This window comes from Paenibacillus sp. PK1-4R (assembly GCF_030369595.1).
Lineage (GTDB): Bacteria > Bacillota > Bacilli > Paenibacillales > Paenibacillaceae > Paenibacillus.
Window position 1 is genome coordinate 745198 of sequence record NZ_CP126535.1, and the last position, 23595, is coordinate 768792.

Annotated in this window: 1 pseudogene (only partly in view); it reads left to right on the top strand. The window is 54.6% G+C overall.

Going from position 1 to position 23595, the window contains the following annotated elements:
• Positions 1-23206: pseudogene (locus QNO02_RS03320) on the top strand (non-ribosomal peptide synthase/polyketide synthase) (it extends 27368 nt beyond the left edge of the window).
• Positions 23207-23595: the final 389 nt, after the last annotated feature.

Genomic DNA, 23595 nt, shown 5'->3' on the forward strand with positions numbered 1-23595 from the left:
GTTGAATGCGCGGGCGAATCAGCTGGCGTGGACGCTGCGCGAGCAAGGTGTGGGGCCAGAGTGTATCGTGGCGATTATGGCAGAACGCTCACTGGAGCTGATGGTCGGGCTCTATGGCATCTTGAAAGCCGGCGGGGCGTACCTGCCGATTGACCCATCGCTGCCTGCTGAACGCATCGGGTATATGCTCAGAGACAGCGGTGCGCTAGTACTGCTGTTAGATTCTGGCATGGATTCATGCGGATTCGAAGGAGCCGTTGTCGAATTGACACCTCAAGGGCAAGGGCAATCTGAAAGCAACCCGCCGTTAGAGCAGGATTCTGATAGTTTGGCTTACGTGATCTACACCTCAGGGACAACAGGGAACCCGAAAGGGGTGATGATGGGTCACCGTTCAGTCATTAACAGGCTGCAATGGATGCAACATTGTTACCCTATTGGGGAGCAAGATGTCCTGTTGCAGAAGACGCCAATCACATTTGATGCTTCGGTATTGGAGCTGTTCTGGTGGGGCACGACCGGATCCCGGATCTGCATGCTTGCGCCGCAGGGAGAGAAAGATCCCGTAGTACTGGCCAAAACCATTGAGCGGCATGGGGTTACAGTAATGCATTTTGTACCATCAATGCTGAGCGTCTTCCTGGAGCAAGCGGGCCAAGTATTCCACCAAGAAAAGCTGGGCAGCTTGCGGCGGGTCTTTGCCAGCGGCGAGGCACTAAAGCCGCAGCATGTGACCGGTTTTTATAAGCTATTGGAAGGAAGTGGAGCAACGCTTCACAACCTGTATGGGCCAACGGAAGCGGCCGAAGTTTCCTATTTTGACTGCATGTCCTCTCACATGAAAACAGCTATACCAATCGGTAAACCACTGGCCAATACACAGCTGTACATTGTGAATGACCAGTTACAACTCCAACCGATCGGTGTGTTAGGTGAGTTGTACATCGCGGGAGATGCATTGGCGCGGGGGTACTTTAACCAGCCGGAGCTGACGGCGGAGAAGTTCGTCGACAACCCGTTTGAGCCGGGGACGAAAATGTATCGGACAGGGGATCTGGCAAGGTGGCTGCCGGATGGGAACGTAGAATACTTAGGCCGGATGGACCATCAAGTGAAGATCCGGGGCTACCGGATCGAGTGTGGGGAGATCGAGGCGCAGCTTTTGACCCATGCCCAGATCCGGGAAGCGGTCGTCATGGACCGGAAGGATGAACAAGGCGAGGCATACCTGTGCGCGTACCTTGTGAGTGACAAAGTGATGCCGGTACCCGAGCTACGGGAACACTTGGCAGCCCAGCTGCCGGACTATATGATCCCGTCTTACTTTGTGGAGCTGGAGACGATTCCACTTACCAGCAACGGTAAGGTGGACCGCAAGGCGCTGCCAGCGCCAGATCGGGAAGGGTACACGGAAAGCTATGAAGCGCCGCGGGATGCACTGGAAAGGCACTTGGCGGAGCTATTTGCGGAAGTGCTGAGCGTAAGCGAGATAGGGATTGGTGACTCATTCTTCGCGCGCGGAGGACACTCGCTGAAAGCAGTGACCTTGGTGTCGCGCGTGCATCAGCAGCTGGCGGTGGAGCTGCCACTGCGAGAGCTGTTTGCGCGGCCGACAGTAAAGGCGCTGGCCGACTATATACGCTGGGCAGAACAAAGGGACTACGGCCGAATTGAACCCGCAGCAATACAGACATCGTACCCGTTGTCGTCAGCACAGCGGCGGTTGGCCGTACTGCACGAGATGGAGCCGGAGAGCACGCGGTATAATATGCCGGGTGTCGTAGAACTCGCCGGCAAGGTCGATGCAGATCGACTGGAACAAGCGATTCGTTCGATCATCCATCGTCACGAATCCCTACGTACGTCGTTTATCTGGGTAGATGGCGAACCCAGACAACAGGTGCATGAAGACGTGCCGTTGGAATGGGTCTACCGGGAAGTAGACGAAGCAGAAGCATGGGAGTTCAGTGAGCGGTTCGTGCGACCATTCTCTTTGGAACAGGCACCGTTACTCCGAGCTGCACTGCTGCGAATGGCGGAAGATCGCTACTGGCTGGTGTGGGACATGCATCATATTGTGTCAGACGGGGTGTCGATGACCCTGGTGGTGTCAGACTTCCTATCGGCATATGCCGGAGAGGAACTGACACCGCTGCGGATTCAGTACAAGGACTACGCCGTGTGGCAGCAGAGCACGCTTGAGGTGGAGCGGATGCAGGCACATGAAGCGTATTGGCTGTCGGTCTACGCCGAGGAAGTGCCGGTATTGGAACTGCCGACCGACCGGACGCGACCATCGGTGCCAAGCAGTGAAGGCGGACAAGTCCATACGGAAGTGAATGCCAAGACCGTAGAAGGGCTGAAACGAATCGCGGATGAAACGGGAGCAACGCTGTATATGGTACTGCTGGCGGCGTACAACGTGTGGCTGCACAAGTATACTGGGCAGACGGACATGGTGGTCGGGACCCCGGTGGCCGGACGGACGCATGAGGATATGGCACCGATGATTGGGATGTTCGTGAATACGCTGGCGCTGCGTAACGCGCCGTCGGGGGAGAAGCGCTTCATGGACTTTGTGGGTGAAGTGAAGGAACGGACACTGGCGGCATTTGACCATCAGGACTATCCGTTTGAGGAACTGGTGGAGAAGCTGGATGTGCGTCGTGATCTGGGCCGCAACCCGTTGTTTGATACGATGCTGGTGCTGCAGAACATGGAGCAAGCCTCTTTGCAGCTGGAGGGTGTAGACGTTCGTTCGGTCGAACTCCATCATTCGACGACGAAATTTGATCTGCTCCTAAATATTACGGAGGAAAATCAAGGAATACAGTTGTGGCTGGAATACAGCAGCGCGCTGTTTAACGAGGCGACAGCCAAGCGGTACCTAATGCACTATGTGCAGCTGTTGTCCCAAATCACAGTACGGCCGGAAGCAAGAATTGGAACGTATGAGCTGGTTACGCCAGAGGAGAAACAGCAATTACTGCACGAATTCAACGACACAGCGGCGGAATATCCGCGGGAAGCAACGATTCACGGGCTGTTTGAAGCGCAGGTGGAGCGGACGCCAGATGCGGTAGCGGTGGCGTATGGAGATCAGCAGCTGACCTATGCGGAGTTGAATGCACGGGCGAATCAGCTGGCGTGGACGCTGCGCGAGCAAGGTGTGGGGCCAGACCAGATTGTGGCCATCCTGATGGACCGTTCGGTAGAGATGATTGTCGGGCTACTGGGTATCTTGAAAGCCGGCGGTGCATATATACCAATCGATCCAGATTATCCAGCCGAGCGAATTACCTATACGCTAAGGGACAGCGGAGCGAAGTGGCTAGTGACAACTTATGCCGTCAAGCTCCGGACAGAGGAGATATCGTTTAAGGGAAACTGGGTCTTTGTCGAAGAAACGACTTCGTCGCCAGCAGAGAATCCACCACATATAGTGACTCCAGTTCACTTGGCCTACGTGATCTATACCTCCGGGACGAGCGGAAAGCCGAAAGGATCAATGACTACACACCGTAACGTGGTACGGCTCCTGTTCAATGACCAGATGGTGTTTGATTTTAGAGACCAAGACGTGTGGACGTTATATCACTCGTATTGCTTCGACTTCTCGGTATGGGAAATGTACGGAGCGCTGCTGTATGGAGGGAAGTTGGTAATTGTACCACTGATGACGGCGAGAGATCCCGAGCAGATGGTGCAACTGCTACGGCAAGAGCGGGTAACGGTGTTGAACCAGACACCGAGTGCGTTTTATGCGTTGTCGCAACGGGAGATGGACGAGGCGGACGCGGGACTGTGCGTGCGTACTGTAATCTTTGGCGGAGAAGCGCTGGCGCCGCGGCAATTGTGGGCATGGCGCAGGAAGTATCCAAATACGGATTTAGTCAATATGTATGGAATCACGGAAACGACCGTGCATGTGACTTACAGGAAGCTGGGTGATGTGGAAATCGCAAGTGGTATCAACAACATTGGCAAGCCGCTTCCGACGTTGAGTGCTTATGTTTTTGGTGAAGGGCAGCAGCTGCAGCCGATAGGCATCGCGGGTGAACTATGTATCGCGGGCGATGGACTAGCCCGGGGGTACCTCAATCGGCCGGAGCTGACAGCAGAGAAATTCATCGACAACCCTTTTAATCCGGGGACAAGGATGTACCGTACGGGTGATCTGGCGAGATGGCAACCGGATGGGAACTTAGAGTATTTAGGCCGGATAGACCAGCAAGTGAAGATCCGGGGCTACCGAATCGAGTGCGGAGAGATTGAGGCGCAGCTTCTGACGCATGTACATATCCGCGAAGCGGTCGTCGTCGATAGGAAGGATGAGCAAGGCCAGGCGTACTTGTGCGCGTACTTTGTGAGCGATGAAGTAATTCCGGTCCCTGAACTGCGGGCGTACCTGGCGGTACAGTTGCCAGACTACATGATCCCATCTTATTTTGTTAAATTGGGCACCATTCCAATCACCACCAACGGCAAGTTGGACCGCAAGGCATTGCCGGTGCCAGAAGCGGCGCATACAGGTATTGTTTATGAAGCGCCAAGCACGCCGGGACAGCAACAATTGGCAGGAGTTTGGCAGGATGTGTTGGAGGTAAAGCAAATTGGCATCCATGATAACTTCTTTGTGCTCGGCGGTGATTCAATTAAGGCGATCCGCCTAATAAGCCGGATAAATCGGGAGATGGAAGCAGACTTGTTGTTAAAAGAATTGTATCTGCGTCAGACCATCGCAGAGTTGGCTGAGCTGTTGGGGCAAGAGCGTAAGCCGAACCGGCAGCTTGAGCAGGGGCATGAAATGCTGGCGCAGATGAAGTGGCGCATTATGGATGACCCGGAACAAGCAAAGCACCTGCCGGGTAGTTGGGAGGATGTGTACCCGCTTAGCAAAATTCAGCAGAGCATGGTGTTCTACTCGAGATTGCGGCCGGAGGAGCCCATTTACTATGATCAATTTATATTTCAGCTCAAGATCGAGTCACCAGCTAGGTTTGCAGAGGCACTGCAACGGTTATCGGATAAGCATCCGATCCTGCGCACCACCTTCGATCTTACGCATTTCGAAGAAGAGGTCCAGATTGTACACGACCGGATTGCGCCTGTATTATCAATTGAAGATGTTAGCTCCCATCACCAGAAGGAGCAAGAGAGCATCATCCGCAGGTATATTGAACAAGACCAGCGCAACTTGTTCAGGTTTGACGGGGAGGTGCTATGGCGAGTGCACTTGTTCCGGCTCAATGCCCAGCATGATTATGGCATGGTGTCTACATTCCACCATGCGATTCTGGACGGCTGGAGTGTGGCATCCTTCCGACAAGAGGCTGGAGACATTTATCAGCAACTGCTGCAGGGAAAGTGGAGCGAGGGCAAGCCGCTGCAAAGTACTTACAAAGACTATGTGGCCATAAACCGGTTCCGGGAAAGCGATGAAGAAAGTCGGCAATATTGGATCAATAAAATGGCGGGGTATACCCGAAACAAACTACCGTTTAACTATGAGAGCAAGAAGAAAGAACGCGGAGCGGCTAGCAAAATATACCGCAGGCAGCTAAAAAGTACGCTGCTTGGATCTTTGAAGCGACAGGCGAAGCTTTACGGGTGTACGGTTAAGGAGCTGTGTTTAAGCGCTCATGTATATTTGCTGGGCATCTTGACAACGGATGAAGAGGTTGTAACAGGTGTGGTAAGTCACGACCGGCCGGCTATCGAGGATGCGGACAAAGTGTTGGGCTGTTTTGTTAATACGGTGCCGATCCGCATGGAAGTCACGCGTCAGGTAGTCAAGAGGGAACTCGTGAATCGTACGAAACAGGAGCTTAAGCAAATGAAGGCGCATGAATTGGTTTTGGTTGATATCGCGGATGCGATTGGCGAAGTGTCAGGCCTGTCAGTCAACCCGATCTTTGATACGATGTTTAATTATACGGATTTTCATGTGCTGAAGGAGATGAGACCGGGACACGAGTTGGTATCAGAGACGGCTTTGAACTTGGAAGCAAACGAAATGACAAATACGTTGCTGGACCTAGAAGTATCCCAAACCCATCAGAACTTGAACATGCAGATCAAATACGCATCAATCTATTTTGATGATCGAGAGATCGAAATGGCATTTAATTGGTACGAACGCATTCTGGAAGCGCTTTGTAATGAAGAGATGGAATACTTGTCGATGGAGCACTTGATGACAGCTAGGGAACGGCAAGCGATGCTATATGAACGAAACCTGACGGCTATACCATATGAAACAGAGAAGATGTTACACCAATTGTTTGAGGCCCAGGTATCAAAGACGCCGGATGCGGTGGGGGTTGTGTACGGGGAACAGCAGCTGACCTATACGGAGCTGAACGCGCGGGCGAATCAGCTGGCGTGGACACTGCGCGAGCAAGGTGTGGGACCAGAGTGTATCGTGGCAATTATGGCGGAACGCTCACTGGAGCTGATGGTCGGGCTCTATGGCATCCTGAAAGCTGGGGGGGCGTACCTGCCGATTGACCCATCGCTGCCTGCTGAGCGCATTGGGTATATGCTTAGGGACAGCGGCGCGGTAGTGTTACTGCTAGAGCCGGGCCTAGATCCATGCGGATTCGAAGGAGCCGTCGTTGAATTGGCACTAGAGGGACAAACACAATCCGAAAGCAACCCGCCGTTGGAGCAGAATTCTGGAAGTTTGGCGTACGTGATCTATACCTCGGGGACAACAGGGAAGCCAAAAGGGGTCATGATTGAGCATCGTTCGGTCATTAACCGGCTCCAATGGATGCAGAATCGCTACCCTATCGGAGAACAAGACGTCATTTTGCAGAAGACACCGATTACGTTTGACGTGTCGGTGTGGGAACTGTTCTGGTGGGGCATGACAGGGGCTCGGGTCTGCATGCTTACACCGCAGGGAGAGAAAGATCCCGCGGTACTGGCCGAAACCATTGAACAGCATGGGGTCACGGTGATGCATTTTGTGCCATCAATGCTGAGCGTCTTCTTGGAGCAAGCGGGCCAGGTGTTCCACCAAGAAAAGCTGGGCAGCTTGCGCCAGGTCTTTGCCAGCGGCGAAGCGCTAAAGCTGCAGCATGTGACAGGCTTCTACAAGTTGATGGAAGGAAGCGGAGCAACGCTTCATAACCTGTACGGGCCGACAGAAGCGACAGTCGATGTCACATATTACGATAGTACTTCAACCTTTGCGGAAGTGGCTGTGCCAATAGGCAAGCCTATCGCGAATACACAGTTGTACATTGTGGATGGTAAGAGGCAACTACAGCCGATGTGTGTGGCAGGTGAGCTGTGCATCGGAGGTGACGGTCTGGCCCGTGGATATGTGAACCAGCCGGAGCTGACGGCGGAGAAATTCGTCGACAACCCGTTCAGGCCGGGGACGAAAATGTACCGGACGGGCGATTTGGCGAGATGGTTGCCGGACGGCAATTTGGAGTATTTGGGCCGGATGGATCAGCAGGTGAAGATCCGCGGCTACCGGATCGAGTGTGGAGAGATTGAGGCGCAGCTTCTGGCACATGCGCATATCCGGGAAGTGGTCGTCATGGACCGGAAGGATGAGCAAGACGAGGCGTACTTATGCGCGTATCTTGTAAGTGATGAAACGGTTCCCGTTGCAGAACTGCGGGAACACTTGGCAGCCCAGCTGCCAGATTACATGATCCCGTCGCACTTTGTGGAATTGGAGATTATCCCCCTTAATCTTAACGGTAAGGTGGACCGCAAGGCGCTGCCGATCCCGGATGGGGAGGCGTACACTGCAGCCTATGAAGCGCCGCGGGATGCGCTGGAGACGCACTTAGCAGAGCTATTCGCAGAGGTGCTGGGGGTCAACGAGGTTGGTATCGGTGATTCGTTCTTCGAGCGCGGCGGTCACTCCCTGAAAGCAGTGACGCTGGTGTCGCGTATCCATCAGCAGTTGGCAGTGGAACTGCCGCTGCGGGAGTTGTTCGCACGACCGACAGTGAAGGCATTGGCTGACTATGTGCGCAACTTGGATGAAAGCGACTATGGCCGGATTGAACCCGCGGTAGCGCAGGCATCGTACCCGCTGTCGTCAGCGCAGCGGCGGTTATACGTACTGCATGAGATGGAACCGGAGAGCACGCGCTACAATATGCCGGGTGTCGTGGAACTGACTGGGCAGGTGGATGCGGATCGGCTGGGACAAGCGATTCGTTCGGTCATCGCCCGTCACGAATCCCTACGTACATCGTTCATCTGGATCAATGGTGAACCAAGGCAACAGGTGCATGAAGACGTGCCGTTGGAGTGGGTATACCGGGAAGTAGAAGAAGCAGAAGCGCGCGAGTTCACCCGGCGCTTCGTGCGACCGTTCGTGCTGGATCAGGCACCGCTGCTGCGGGCGGAGTTGCTGCGATTGGCGGAAGATCGCTACTGGCTGCTGTGGGACATGCATCATATCGTGTCGGACGGCGTGTCAATGGGAATTTTAATATCGGATTTCCTGGCGGCGTATGCCGGGAAGGAACTGGCGCCGCTGCAGATCCAGTACAAAGATTACGCAGTCTGGCAGCAGGGCACGCTCGAGGTGGAGCGGATGAAAGTGCAGGAGGCGTACTGGCTGTCGGCGTATGCGGAGGAAGTGCCGGTGCTGGAGCTGCCGACCGACCGGATCCGTCCGGCGGTACCAAGTAGCGAAGGCGGGCAGGTCCATACACAGATCAGTGCGGAGGTAGCCGAAGGGCTGAAGCGAATTGCGACAGAGACCGGAGCAACGCTGTACATGGTGCTGCTGGCGGCATATAACGTGTGGCTGCACAAGTATACCGGGCAGACCGATATCGTGGTGGGCACGCCGGTGTCGGGACGGACCCATGGCGATACAGAGCCGATGATTGGGATGTTTGTCAACACGTTGGCACTGCGTAATGCGCCATCGGGGAACAAGCGGTTCATCGACTTCGTACGTGAAGTGAAAGAGCAGACGCTGGCCGCGTTTGAGCATCCGGACTATCCATTTGAGGAACTCGTAGAGAAGCTGAACGTACGCCGTGATCTAAGTCGTAACCCGCTGTTTGACACGATGTTGGTGCTGCAGAATATGGAAGAGACGCGCTTTGAGTTGGTGAATGTTGAGGTTCATCCAGTGGAACTGAACCACCCGACCACGAAGTTTGATTTCACACTGAATGTGGTGGAGCGTGAGCCAGGACTTCAGCTGACGCTGGAATACAGCCGCGCGCTGTTCAACGAGGAGACGGTGGAACGATACCTGAGGCACTTCGTGCAGCTCGTGTCCCAAATGATCGCGCAGCCGGAAGCGAGTATTGGCTCGTATGAGTTGGTCACATCAGAAGAGAAGCAGCAGCTACATGCATTTAACGACACGGCGGCAGAATATCCGCGGGAAGCAACCATTCATGGGTTGTTCGAAGCGCAGGTAGAGCGGACGCCAGATGCGGTAGCGGTGGTGTATGGAGATCAGCAGCTGACCTATGCGGAGTTGAATGCGCGGGCGAATCAGCTGGCCTGGACGCTGCGCGAGCAAGGTGTGGGAGCCGATTGTATCGTGGCGATTATGGCAGAACGCTCACTGGAGCTGATGGTCGGGCTCTATGGCATCTTGAAAGCCGGCGGGGCGTACCTGCCGATTGACCCATCGCTGCCTGCTGAACGCATCGGGTATATGCTCAGAGACAGCGGTGCGGTAGTGCTGCTGTCAGACCCTGGCATGGATTCATGTGGATTTGAGGGTGCAGTACTGGACTTGGCAGAAGCCGAGAAAACACCAACCCAAGAGAATATTGTGCTTCACGCAACGCCTAGCGATATGGCGTATCTGATCTATACATCCGGCACAACCGGGAACCCAAAAGGGGTTATGATAGAACACCGCTCTGTGGTTAACTTCATGACAGGGATGACAGGAGTGATCCCATTCGCTCCGACCAAATCCATGTTATTGGCAACTACGCTATCGTTCGACATCTCGGTGGTAGAGACGCTGCTGGCGTTTACGCAAGGCATGCGGGTCGTGATAGCGAGCGAAGAAGAGCAGAAGGATCCGCAACAGCTGGCGAGGCTAATTGAGCGCCAGGGTATCGACATGGTACAGATGACGCCATCGCGCCTGAAGATGCTGTTGTCGGCGGGCTGCGAAGCATGGCTGGAAGGCGTAACGGAAGTACTGGTCGGCGGAGAGGCATGGCCCGACGATTTGCTAGCAGATTTGCAAAGTAAATCCAAGGCGGCACTGTTCAATATGTATGGTCCGACGGAGACGACGATTTGGTCCGCAGTGCGGGAAGTGACCGCTGACCAGAGCGTGACTATCGGAGGGCCGATTGCTAATACACAGCTGTACATTGTGGATGATCAGGGGCAGTTGCAGCCGATGGGTGTCGCAGGTGAACTGTGCATCTCGGGGGACGGCCTGGCGCGAGGGTACCTCAATCGGCCAGAGCTGACGGCGGAGAAATTCGTCGACAACCCGTTTGAGCCGGGAACGCGGATGTACCGGACGGGCGATTTGGCGAGATGGTTGCCAGACGGCAATCTGGAGTACTTAGGCCGGATGGACCATCAAGTGAAGATTCGCGGCTACCGGATTGAATGCGGTGAGATCGAGGCGCAACTTCTGGCGCATGCACATATCCGGGAAGCGGTCGTCATGGATCAGAAGGATGAGCAAGGTGAGGCGTATTTGTGCGCGTATGTCGTGACCGATAAAGTCGTTCCCGTTGCAGAACTGCGGGAACATTTAGCAACACAGCTGCCAGATTACATGATCCCGTCGCACTTTGTGGAATTGGAAAACGTTCCCCTTAACACTAACGGTAAGGTGGACCGCAAGGCGCTGCCGATCCCGGATGGGGAGGCGTACACTGCAGCCTATGAAGCACCGCGGGATGCGCTGGAAACGCACTTGGCGGAGCTATTCGCAGGGGTGCTGGGGGTCAACGAGGTCGGTATCGGCGATTCGTTCTTCGAGCGCGGCGGTCACTCCCTGAAAGCAGTGACGCTGGTGTCGCGTATCCATCAGCAGTTGGCAGTGGAACTGCCGCTGCGGGAGTTGTTCGCACGACCGACAGTGAAGGCATTGGCTGACTATGTGCGCAACTTGGATGAAAGCGACTACGGCCGGATCGAGCCCGCGGCAACGCAGGCATCGTACCCGCTATCGTCGGCGCAGAGGCGGTTGTATGTGCTGCATGAGATGGAACTGGAGAGCACACGGTATAACATGCCAGGTGTGATCGAACTGGTCGGGAAGGTGGATGCCGGTCGACTGGAGCAAGCGATTCATTCAGTCATCGCTCGTCACGAATCCCTACGTACATCGTTCATCTGGATCGATGGTGAACCAAGGCAACAGGTGCATGAAGACGTGCCGTTGGAGTGGGTATACCGGGAAGTAGAAGAAGCAGAAGCGCGCGAGTTAAGCCGACGCTTCGTGCGACCGTTCGTGCTGGATCAGGCACCGCTGCTGCGGGCGGAGCTGCTGCGATTAGCAGAAGATCGCTATTGGCTACTGTGGGATATGCATCATATCGTGTCGGACGGCGTGTCAATGAATATATTAGTATCGGATTTCCTGGCGGCGTATGCCGGGAAGGAACTGGCGCCGCTGCGGATCCAGTACAAAGATTACGCAGTCTGGCAGCAGGGCACGCTCGAGGTGGAGCGGATGCAAGCACATGAAGCGTACTGGCTGTCGGCGTATGTGGAGGAAGTGCCGGTGCTGGAGCTGCCGACCGACCGGATCCGTCCGGCGGTATCAAGTAGCGAAGGCGGGCAGGTCCATACACAGATCAGTGCGGAGGTAGCCGAAGGGCTGAAGCGAATTGGGACAGAGACCGGAGCAACGCTGTACATGGTGCTGCTGGCGGCATATAACGTGTGGCTGCACAAGTATACCGGGCAGACCGATATCGTGGTGGGCACACCGGTGTCGGGACGGACCCATGGTGATACGGAACCAATGATCGGCATGTTTGTCAACACGTTGGCACTGCGTAATGCTCCATCGGGGAACAAGCGGTTCATCGACTTCGTACGTGAAGTGAAAGAGCAGACGCTGGCCGCGTTTGAGCATCCGGACTATCCATTTGAGGAACTCGTAGAGAAGCTGAACGTACGCCGTGATCTAAGTCGTAACCCGCTGTTTGACACGATGTTGGTGCTGCAGAATATGGAAGAGACGCGCTTTGAGTTGGTGAATGTTGAGGTTCATCCAGTGGAACTGAACCACCCGACCACGAAGTTTGATTTCACACTGAATGTGGTGGAGCGTGAGCCAGGACTTCAGCTGACGCTGGAATACAGCCGCGCGCTGTTCAACGAGGAGACGGTGGAACGATACCTGAGGCACTTCGTGCAGCTCGTGTCCCAAATGATCGCGCAGCCGGAAGCGAGTATTGGCTCGTATGAGTTGGTCACATCAGAAGAGAAGCAGCAGCTACATGCATTTAACGACACGGCGGCAGAATATCCGCGGGAAGCAACCATTCATGGGTTGTTCGAAGCGCAGGTAGAGCGGACGCCAGATGCGGTAGCGGTGGTGTATGGAGATCAGCAGCTGACCTATGCGGAGTTGAATGCGCGGGCGAATCAGCTGGCCTGGACGCTGCGCGAGCAAGGTGTGGGAGCCGATTGTATCGTGGCGATTATGGCAGAACGCTCACTGGAGCTGATGGTCGGGCTCTATGGCATCTTGAAAGCCGGGGGGGCGTACCTGCCGATTGACCCATCACTACCAGCAGAACGCATTCGGTATATACTCGAGGACAGCGGTGCGGCTGAGCTGCTCGTTCAAACTGACTTGGATCCATGCGGATTTGAAGGTACGGTTATCGAGTTGAGCCTTGGAGAAGAAGTACCATTGGAGGTCAATCCGCCGCTAAATCTGGATTCGGGACATTTGGCGTATGTGATCTATACTTCGGGGACCACGGGGAACCCAAAAGGGGTCATGATTGAGCATCGTTCAGTTGTTAATTTTATTGCAGGGATGGGACAATTGATTCCCTTTACTCCCGCGAAGTCAATTTTATCTGCGACGACGCTGTCGTTCGACATCTCAGTGGTAGAGACGCTGCTGGCGTTTACGCAAGGCATGCGAGTCGTGATAACGAGCGAAGAACAGCAGAAGAATCCGCAGCAGCTGGCGAGGCTAATTGAGCGCCAGGGTATCGACATGGTGCAGATGACGCCATCGCGCCTGAAGATGCTGTTGTCGGCGGGCTGCGAAGCATGGCTGGAAGGCGTGACGGAAGTACTGGTCGGCGGAGAGGCATGGCCCGACGATTTGCTAGCAGATTTTCAAAATAAATCCAAGGCGGCACTGTTCAATATGTATGGTCCGACGGAGACGACGATTTGGTCCGCAGTGCGGGAAGTGACGACTGAACAGAGCGTGACTATCGGAGGGCCGATTGCTAATACACAACTGTACATTGTGGATGATCAGGGCCAACTGCAGCCGATGGGTGTCGCAGGTGAACTGTGCATCTCGGGGGACGGTCTGGCGCGAGGGTACCTGAACCAGCCGAAGCTGACAGCGGAGAAATTCGTCGACAACCCGTTTGAGTCGGGAACGCGGATGTACCGGACGGGCGATTTAGCAAGATGGCTGCCGGATGGGAACATAGCGTACTTGGGCCGGATGGACCATCAAGTGAAGATCCGAGGCTACCGGATCGAGTGCGGGGAGGTCGAAGCGCAACTTCTGGCACATCGGCAAATCCGCGAAGCCCTGGTGGTGGCCCGTAAGGATGAGCAAGACCATGCGTACTTGTGCGCGTATGTCGTGACCGATGAAGTGGTTCCCGTCGCAGCACTGCGGGAACATTTAGCAGCACAGCTGCCAGATTACATGATCCCATCGCACTTTGTGGAATTGGAGAACATCCCACTCAACAGCAACGGCAAGGTGGACCGCAAGGCGCTACCGATACCGGATGGGGAGGCGTACACTGCAGCCTATGAAGTACCGCGGGATGCGTTGGAGACGCACTTAGCGGAGCTATTTGCAGAGGTGCTGGGGGTCAACGAGGTCGGTATCGGCGATTCATTCTTCGAGCGCGGGGGACACTCGCTGAAAGCAGTGACCTTGGTATCGCGCGTGCATCAGCAGCTGGCGGTAGATCTGCCCCTGCGGGAGTTGTTTGCGCGACCAACAGTGAAGGCATTGGCTGACTATGTGCGCAGCATGGAAGAAAGCGACTACGGTCGGATCGAACCCGCGGCAGCGCAGGCATCGTACCCGCTGTCGTCAGCGCAGCGGCGATTATACGTACTACACGAGATGGAGCCGGAAAGCACGCGCTACAACATGCCGGGCGTGATAGAACTTACAGGAAAGATCGACGAAGATCGGCTGGCACAAGCGATTCGGTCGATCATCCAACGTCACGAGTCCCTACGCACGTCGTTTATCTGGGTAGACGGTGAACCCAGACAACAGGTGCATGAAGACGTGCCGTTGGAGTGGATCTACCGGGAAGTAGACGAAGCAGAAGCACGGGAGTTCAGTGAGCAGTTCGTGCGACCATTCGCGCTGGAACAGGCGCCGTTACTCCGAGCTGCACTGCTGCGCCTGGCGGAAGACCGCTACTGGCTGGTGTGGGACATGCACCATATTGTGTCAGACGGGGTGTCGATGACCCTGTTGGTGTCGGATTTCATGACGGCATATACCGGAGAGGAACTGACACCGCTGCGGATTCAGTATAAGGACTATGCCGTGTGGCAGCAGAGTACGCTTGAGGTGGAGCGGATGCAAGCGCATGAAGCGTACTGGCTAACGGCCTATGCGGAGGAAGTGCCGGTGCTGGAACTGCCGACTGACCGGACGCGACCATCGGTTCCAAGCAGTGAAGGCGGACAAGTCAACACAGAAGTGAATGCTAAGACCGTAGAAGCGCTGAAACAGATTGCAACTGATACTGGAGCAACGCTGTACATGGTGCTGCTGGCGGCATATAACGTGTGGTTGCACAAGTATACCGGGCAGACCGATATCGTGGTGGGCACACCGGTGTCCGGACGGACCCATGGCGATACGGAGCCGATGATTGGGATGTTTGTCAACACGCTGGCACTGCGTAACGCTCCATCGGGGGACAAACCGTTTATGGACTTCGTACGCGAAGTGAAAGAGTGGACGCTGGCCGCGTTTGAGCATCAGGACTATCCGTTCGAGGAACTAGTGGAGCAGCTGAACGTGCGACGCGATCTGAGCCGCAATCCGCTGTTTGACACGATGCTGGTGCTGCAGAATATGGAAGAGACGCACTTGGAGTTAGCGAATGCTGAGGTTCGTCCAGTGGAACTGAACCACCCGACTACGAAGTTTGATTTCACACTGAATGTGGTGGAGCGTGAGCCAGGACTTCAGCTGACGCTGGAATACAGCCGCGCGCTGTTCAACGAGGAGACGGTGGAACGGTACCTGAGGCACTTCGTGCAGCTGGTGTCCCAAATGATAGCGCAGCCGGAAGCAAGCATTGGCTCGTATGAGCTGGTCACGTTAGAAGAGAAGCAACAGCTGCATGCATTTAACGACACGGCGGCAAAATATCCGCGGGAAGCAACCATTCATGGGTTGTTTGAAGCCCAGGTGGAGAAGACGCCGGATGCGGTGGCGGTGGTATACGGGGATCAGCAGCTAACCTATGCGGAACTGAACACGCGGGCGAATCAGCTGGCATGGACGCTACGCGAGCACGGTGTGGGAGCAGAGTGTATCGTGGCGATTATGGCGGAACGCTCGCTGGAGCTGATGGTCGGGCTCTATGGCATCCTGAAAGCCGGTGGGGCGTACCTGCCGATTGATCCATCGCTGCCTGCGGAACGCATCGGGTATATGCTCAGAGACAGTGGTACGGCAGTACTGCTGCTAGATCCGGGCCAAGATCCATGCGGATTTGAAGGGGCTGTCGTCGAATTGGCACCTCAGGGACAAACACAATCGGAAAGTAACCCGCCGTTAGAGCAGGATTCTGACAGTTTGGCGTACGTGATCTATACCTCGGGGACCACCGGGAACCCGAAAGGGGTTATGATTGAGCATCGTTCCGTCATCAACCGGCTGCAGTGGATGCAGCATCGCTACCCTATCGGAGAACAGGGTGTCATTTTGCAAAAGACGCCGATCACATTTGATGTCTCGGTGTGGGAGCTGTTTTGGTGGGGCATGACCGGGGCCCGGGTGTGCCTACTTCCGCCACAAGGCGAGAAAGATCCCGTGATACTGGCCGAAACGATTGAACGTCACGGGGTTACGGTGATGCATTTTGTCCCGTCGATGCTGAGCGTCTTCCTGGAGCAGGCTGGAGATGCGTTTAACCGAGAGCAGCTCGGTAGCTTGCGCCGTGTCTTTGCCAGTGGGGAAGCGTTGAAGCCGCAGCAGGTGACCGGTTTTTATAAGCTCATGGAGGGAAGCGAAGCAACACTTCACAACCTGTACGGGCCGACCGAGGCCACGGTGGATGTCACGTATTATGATAGTGCTTCGACCTTTGCGGAAGGGGTTGTGCCGATCGGTAAGCCGATTGCGAATACGCAGCTGTACATTGTGAATGATCATCGTCAGCTGCAGCCGATGGGTGTCGCGGGGGAACTATGTATCGCAGGGGAGGGTCTCGCTCGGGGGTACCTGAACCAGCCGGAGCTGACGGCGGAGAAATTCGTCGACAACCCGTTTGAGCCGGGGACGAAAATGTATCGGACAGGCGATTTAGCGAGATGGTTGCCGGACGGCAATCTGGAGTACTTGGGCCGGATCGATCATCAGGTGAAGATCCGCGGCTACCGGATCGAGTGCGGGGAGATCGAGGTGCAGCTTTTGACCCATGTACATATCCGCGAAGCGGTCGTGGTGGCCCGCGAGGATGAGCAAGGCCAGACGTACTTGTGCGCATACCTTGTGAGCGATGAAGTGGTTCCGGTTGCGGAACTGCGAGATCATCTGGCGGCACAGTTGCTTGATTACATGATCCCGTCGTATTTTGTGGAGCTGGAGAACATTCCACTCAGCAACAACGGCAAGGTAGATCGCAAAGCGCTGCCGGCGCCGCAAGGTCGAGTGCAGGCGGTAAGGCAATACATGTCGCCGCGGAGCAAGACAGAGGCGGGACTGGTCACGATATGGCAGGACGTGCTTCGAATCGAACAAGTCGGGATACAAGACAACTTCTTTGAACTCGGCGGGGATTCGATCAAAGCCGTCCAGATCGCCGCGCGGCTGCGAGGTCACCAGTTGCACCTGGCAATCCGGGATCTCTTCCGGTATCCGACGATTCTGGAACTAAGCTCGCATGTGCAGCCGCTGGCCCACCAGATTAATCAGGGGCCAGTTGAAGGCGAAGTGGGATTAACGCCGATCCAGCAGAGACTGTTGGAGGGTACGGTGCAGCTGCCACATCATTATAACCAGGCGGTTATGTTGCATCGTCGGGCCGGATTCGATGAAGGCATCCTGCGGCGTGTGTTTGAACGGATCGTCACACATCATGATGCACTGCGGATGAGGTACCGGGAAGAAGTTCAGGGCATCGTGCAGTGGAATCACGGGCTGACCGAGGCAAGTTTTGGTCTGGACGTGATTGACTTGCGCAGCGAAACAACTTTGGATACACGCATCCCGGCGGAAGCCGACCGCTTACAGCGGGAATTACATCTGGAGCAGGGGCCATTGATGCGCCTGGGGCTGATGAAAACCCGAGAGGGGGATCATCTGCTGATCGTGATCCACCATCTGGTGGTGGACGGGGTATCGTGGCGGATTCTGTTCGAAGATATACAGACCGGGTATGAGCAGATAGAACGAGGCGAGGAGATTCGCTTGCCGGAGAAGACAGACGCGTTCCAGACGTGGTCGGCGGCACTGGCGCGCTATGCGGACAGTGAGGCCCAGCTGGATGAGATCGATTATTGGAGGCAAATGGAGCAGACGTCCTTTGCGGCACTGCCCGTGGATGAGCTGGGGACGGGCGAAGCCGCTGGAGAGGTGACCCTCCGGCTGTCACGAGACGAAACGTCGCAGCTCTTGAACCAGGTGGGACGAGCGTACAATACGGAAATCAATGACATTTTGCTCACAGGGATGGGCCTGGCGCTGCAGGAATGGACTGGCGAAGAGCGGTTTATGGTGGACCTGGAAGGGCATGGCCGGGAAGAGATCGGAGCAGGGGTGGATGTCAGCCGTACGGTCGGCTGGTTTACGACGATGGTGCCGACCTTGCTGGACCTGGGGGCGTGCGAGGCGTTGTCTGACTGTATCAAGACAGTGAAAGAAGGGCTGCGCAGTGTGCCGAATAAAGGGCTCGGGTATGGCGTACTGAAATACCTGACGGCAGTGGAAAACAAAGGGGAGCTGAAGTTCAATCTTCGTCCGGAGATCTGTTTCAACTACTTGGGCCAGTTCGATGGGGATGTGATCACGGATGCATTTGAATCGTCAGCGTACGGGACAGGCAGCAGCATTGATCCAACCCACCCGAAGGCGTACAAGCTGAGCATGAACGGGATGGTGATCGGCGGGGAGCTGGTGTTTACGTGCGAATATGCGGCGGATACGTACCGGAGAGAACTGGTGGAAGACTGGATGGCGCGATATACAGCGCAGCTTCGCCAATTGATCGCCCACTGTACCCAGCAGACGCACAGCGAAAAGACCACGAGTGACTTCCGTTTAGTAGATGTGGAACCGAAGGAAGCGAGCGATTTGCAGCAAACCTACGCTTACAAGGTGCAAGATATTTACCCGCTGACGCCGATGCAGGAAGGCATGTTGTTTCATGCCCAGCTCGATCCAGACGCGACGACGTATTTCGAGCAGTTTACGTTCCGGGTGGAAGGTAGGCTGGATGTTGCCGTGTTCAAGACCAGCTTGGAGCGTTTAACGGAAAGGCATGAGATGCTGCGTACGGCGTTCACAAGTGAGCAGGTGAGACGACCGGTACAGGTAGTGCTACAGGAACGACAAGTGGATCTGCAGGTGAGGAATCAGGTAGCGGATCTGGAGTCGATGAAGCAGGCAGATCGACAACGTGGCTTTGAGCTGAGCCAGGATGCACTAATGCGTGTCACACTTGTGCTCGGGGAAGATGGAGGACAGCATGTCATCTGGAGCTTCCATCACATCCTCATGGACGGCTGGTGCATGAGTATTCTGACGCAGGAGCTGATGGCGATTTATCGGGGGTTACAAACGAACCAGCCGATCGAGCTAGGGCCCGTAGAGCCATTTAGCCGCTATGTGCAATGGCTCAGCCAGCAGGACCGGGACGCGGCGCGGCAGTACTGGAGCCAGTACTTGGCGACCTATGAGCAACAGGCGAGTGTGCCCCGAGCGTCGGGGAAAACTGAACATGGGGGAATCAAGAACCATGCCTTCCGTCTGGATCAGGAGCTGACTCGGGGGCTGGAACAGTTGGCACGCGAGGCGCAGGTGACGGTGAACACGGTGATGCAGACCATCTGGGGAGTGCTATTACAAAAGTATAACCAGAGCGAAGATGTGGTATTTGGGGCCGTCGTATCAGGGAGACCCGCAGAAGTGCCAGGGATCGAGCGGATGATTGGCCTGTTTATCAATACGACGCCGGTTCGAATCCGTAGTACGCCGGGGCAGAGTGTACTGACGCTGCTACAGCAGGTGCAGGATGCGGCGCTGGTTTCAGAAGCGCACAGCCATTACCCGCTGTATGAGATTCAAGGGCTGAGCCCACTGAAGCAAGGGCTGATCGACCACATTTTGGTATTCGAAAACTATCCGATCGCCGAGGTGATGGGCCAAGCAGGTGAGAGGGATGAAGCTACGTTTGGGATCCGTGACGTTGAAGCATACGAGCAGACGAACTATGACCTTACGGTGGTGTTAGTGCCGGGCGAAGCGTTATCGATTGAATTCCGGTATAACGCCAAGGTATACGAGGGAGCGTTCATCCGTCGAATGGAGGGGCATATCCGAGAGATTGCACAGGACATGCTGGCGAATGCAGAGCGGCCGGTGGGATCGATAGCGCTGGTTACGCCAGAGGAGAAACAGCAATTGCTGCACGGATTCAACGACACAGCGGCGGAATATCCGCGGGAAGCAACGATTCACGGGTTGTTTGAAGCGCAGGTGGAGCGGACGCCAGATGCGGTAGCGGTGGTGTATGGAGATCAGCAGCTGACCTATGCGGAGCTGAATGCGCGGGCAAATCAGCTGGCGTGGACGCTGCGCGAACAAGGTGTAGGACCGGATCGGATCGTGGCGATTATAGCGGAACGTTCGGTGGAGATGATCGTTGGAATCTTCGGTATCTTGAAGGCTGGAGGAGCATATCTGCCCATTGACCCAGCACTGCCAGTTGAACGCATTCACTACATGTTGGAGGACAGTGGTAGCCAGTGGCTAGTAGGCCATGAGAAGTTGCTCGCTGAAACTGCATTTGCAGGTGTCAAGCTTGGACTGACGACTATAACAAGAACCGGAGCAGATACGACCTTTGAAATACAGAATGAGCAAAACAACTTAGACGACGGTGACTTAAAAGCGATCAGCGGGCCAGAGCATCTGGCATATGTCATCTACACTTCGGGCTCTACGGGGCGGCCGAAAGGAGTTATGATCGAGCACCGAGGTGTGGCAAGCTTGACATCTGTCTTTAAACTTAATCTACAGGTTACAAAGGATGATCGGGTTCTCCAATTTGCTTCACTCTCGTTTGATGTATCTGTATGGGAAATGGTGATGAGCCTGTGTAATGGTGCACAGCTCCATACAGTTTCAACTGAAGTAATCCATCACATCGGTCGATTCGAAGAATACATCCGAGAAAATGGTATTACAGTAATCACTCTGCCGCCTGCGTACTTAATGCAGATGGACCCGGAGCAAGTTCGTTCACTGAGAACGGTCATCCCGGCGGGGTCCACGTGTCCGCAGGAGGTGGTCCGCAAATGGAGCCCTTACGTTAATCTAATCAATGCATATGGGCCGACGGAGATTACAATATGCGCCACGATGTGGCCAGCCGAAAAGGCAGCAGAAGGGTTGAGAACCGTCCCGATAGGGAAACCGCTGTTTAATATACGGGTATATATTCTGGATAGCCAAGACATGTTACAGCCGATTGGCGTCGCGGGCGAGTTGTGCATCGCAGGTGAAGGTTTGGCGCGTGGGTACCTCAACCAGCCGAAGCTGACGGCGGAGAAATTCGTAGACAACCCGTTCGAGCCGGGGAAAAAAATGTACAGGACCGGAGATTTGGCGAGATGGTTGTCAGATGGAAACCTGGAATACTTGGGACGGATTGACCAGCAAGTAAAGATCCGCGGCTACCGTATTGAGTGCGGGGAGGTCGAAACGCAGCTCCTCGCACAAACGTATATCCGCGAAGCGGTCGTGATGGCACGTGAGGATGAGCCAGGACAAGCATACTTGTGCGCATATCTTGTGAGCGACGAAACAGTCCCGGTTGCGGAACTGAGGGCGCACTTAGCGGAACAACTGCCAGACTATATGATCCCTTCCTATTTTGTTGAGTTGGATCATATTCCACTCAACACCAACGGCAAAGTCGATCACAAAGCACTTTCAGTGCCTGACCGGGAAGCAAAGGCCCATGTCTATGAAACACCGCGGGATGCGTTAGAGACGCAACTAGTGGATCTATTCGCAGCAGTGCTGGGGGTAAATGAAATCAGCATTGGTGACTCGTTCTTCGAACGTGGTGGTCATTCGTTGAAAGCGATGATGCTGGTGTCACGCATCCATCAGCAGCTGGCAGTGGAGCTGCCGCTCCGAGAGCTGTTCGCACAACCAACAGTGAAGGCGCTGGCGGAATATGTACGCCGTGCGGACGAAAGCTCCTACGGCCGGATTGAGTCAGCGGCATTGCAGGCATCGTACCCGCTCTCGTCAGCGCAGCGGCGGTTGTATGTGCTGCATGAGATGGACCCGGAGAGCACTCGGTACAACATGCCGGGTGTCGTGGAAATGAGCGGGCAGGTCGATGCGAATCGGCTGGAACATTCGATTCGTTCGGTCATCGCTCGCCACGAATCGCTACGCACTTCGTTCATATGGATCAATGGTGAACCGAGACAACAGGTATACGAAGACGTGTCGTTGGAATGGGGATGCCGAGATACCGATGAAGCGCAGGCCCAAGAACTCCTCCATAATTTTGTGCGACCATTTGCGCTGGATAAGGGACCTCTGCTGCGGACTCAGCTGCTGCGATTAGCAGAAGACCGATACTGGCTTATGTGGGACATACATCATATTGTGTCGGATGGCGTGTCGATGAGTATTCTGGTATCGGACTTTATGGCTGCATATGCTGGAGAGGAACTGGCACCCCTACGGATCCAGTACAAGGACTACGCGGTGTGGCAACAGGGAACGCTCGGGATAGAGCAGATGAAAGCACATGAGGCATACTGGCTGTCAGTCTATGCAGAGGAAGCACCAGTGCTGGAGTTGCCGACCGACCGGATGCGTCCGACGAAACCAAGCAGTGAAGGCGGACGGGTTCATGCAGAGATTCATGCAGACGTAATGGAGGGACTGAAGCAGATCGTCACCGAAACCGGAGCAACACTGTACATGGTATTACTGGCCGCATATAACGTGTGGCTGCATAAGTACACGAGACAGACCGATATTGTGGTCGGCACACCGGTATCGGGACGGACACATAGTGATACAGAGCCAATGATTGGAATGTTTGTGAACACGCTGGCACTGCGCAACGCTCCATCCGGGGATAAGCGGTTTACGGACTTCGTGCATGAAGTGAAGCAGCAGACATTGAAGGCATTTGAGCATCAGGACTATCCGTTTGAAGAATTGGTAGAGAAGCTGAACATCCGACGGGATCAGAGTCGCAACCCCTTGTTTGACACAATGCTGGTGCTGCAGAATATGGAGCAATCGAAAGTTCATTTAGGAGATATTGAGCTCCGAACCGTTGAACAAGATAACTCAACAACGAAAATGGATTTGACAATGGTTGTTGTCGAAACCCAACAAGGTCTACATTTATCTTTAGAGTATAGCCGTGATTTATTTGATGATGGGACGGTAAAACGATTGCTACAAGGATTTTGTGAACTTATCAAAGCTACTGCAACTGATTCTTACGTTTGTATAAGAGAACTAAAATTGGAAGTCTTTCAACATGAAGAAGAAGAGGATGAGATCGAATTATTCGAAACTATTCATTTTGAATAATAAGGTTTGTTGCTCTACTAAAATTAATTCAGTCACGAATGTTGAATGATTTCATATGAATGAATTACTATGTAAAACCCAAGTATGGTAAACTTCCATTTGGAGGCCACAGAATTCTAGTTCCAGCCTCGGGATGATTTTTGTAGGAATCTGATTAAAAGGCTGGAACTAGAATCTCTGTTATGGATTTAGCGGACTTTAGACGTCAGAGGACAACATGAAAAAGCTGGGATAGTGTATTCCCAGGCCTTTAGTGATAACTGCTTACGAAACGATTGCTTATTCTGCAGACTGTTGCTAAATAAAGAACATGGTAAGGTCCCCTCAGGGTAAAGAGTGAAGGAAAGAGGTCATGTTACAATGAACTCAACACTTATAACCAGAGGGGA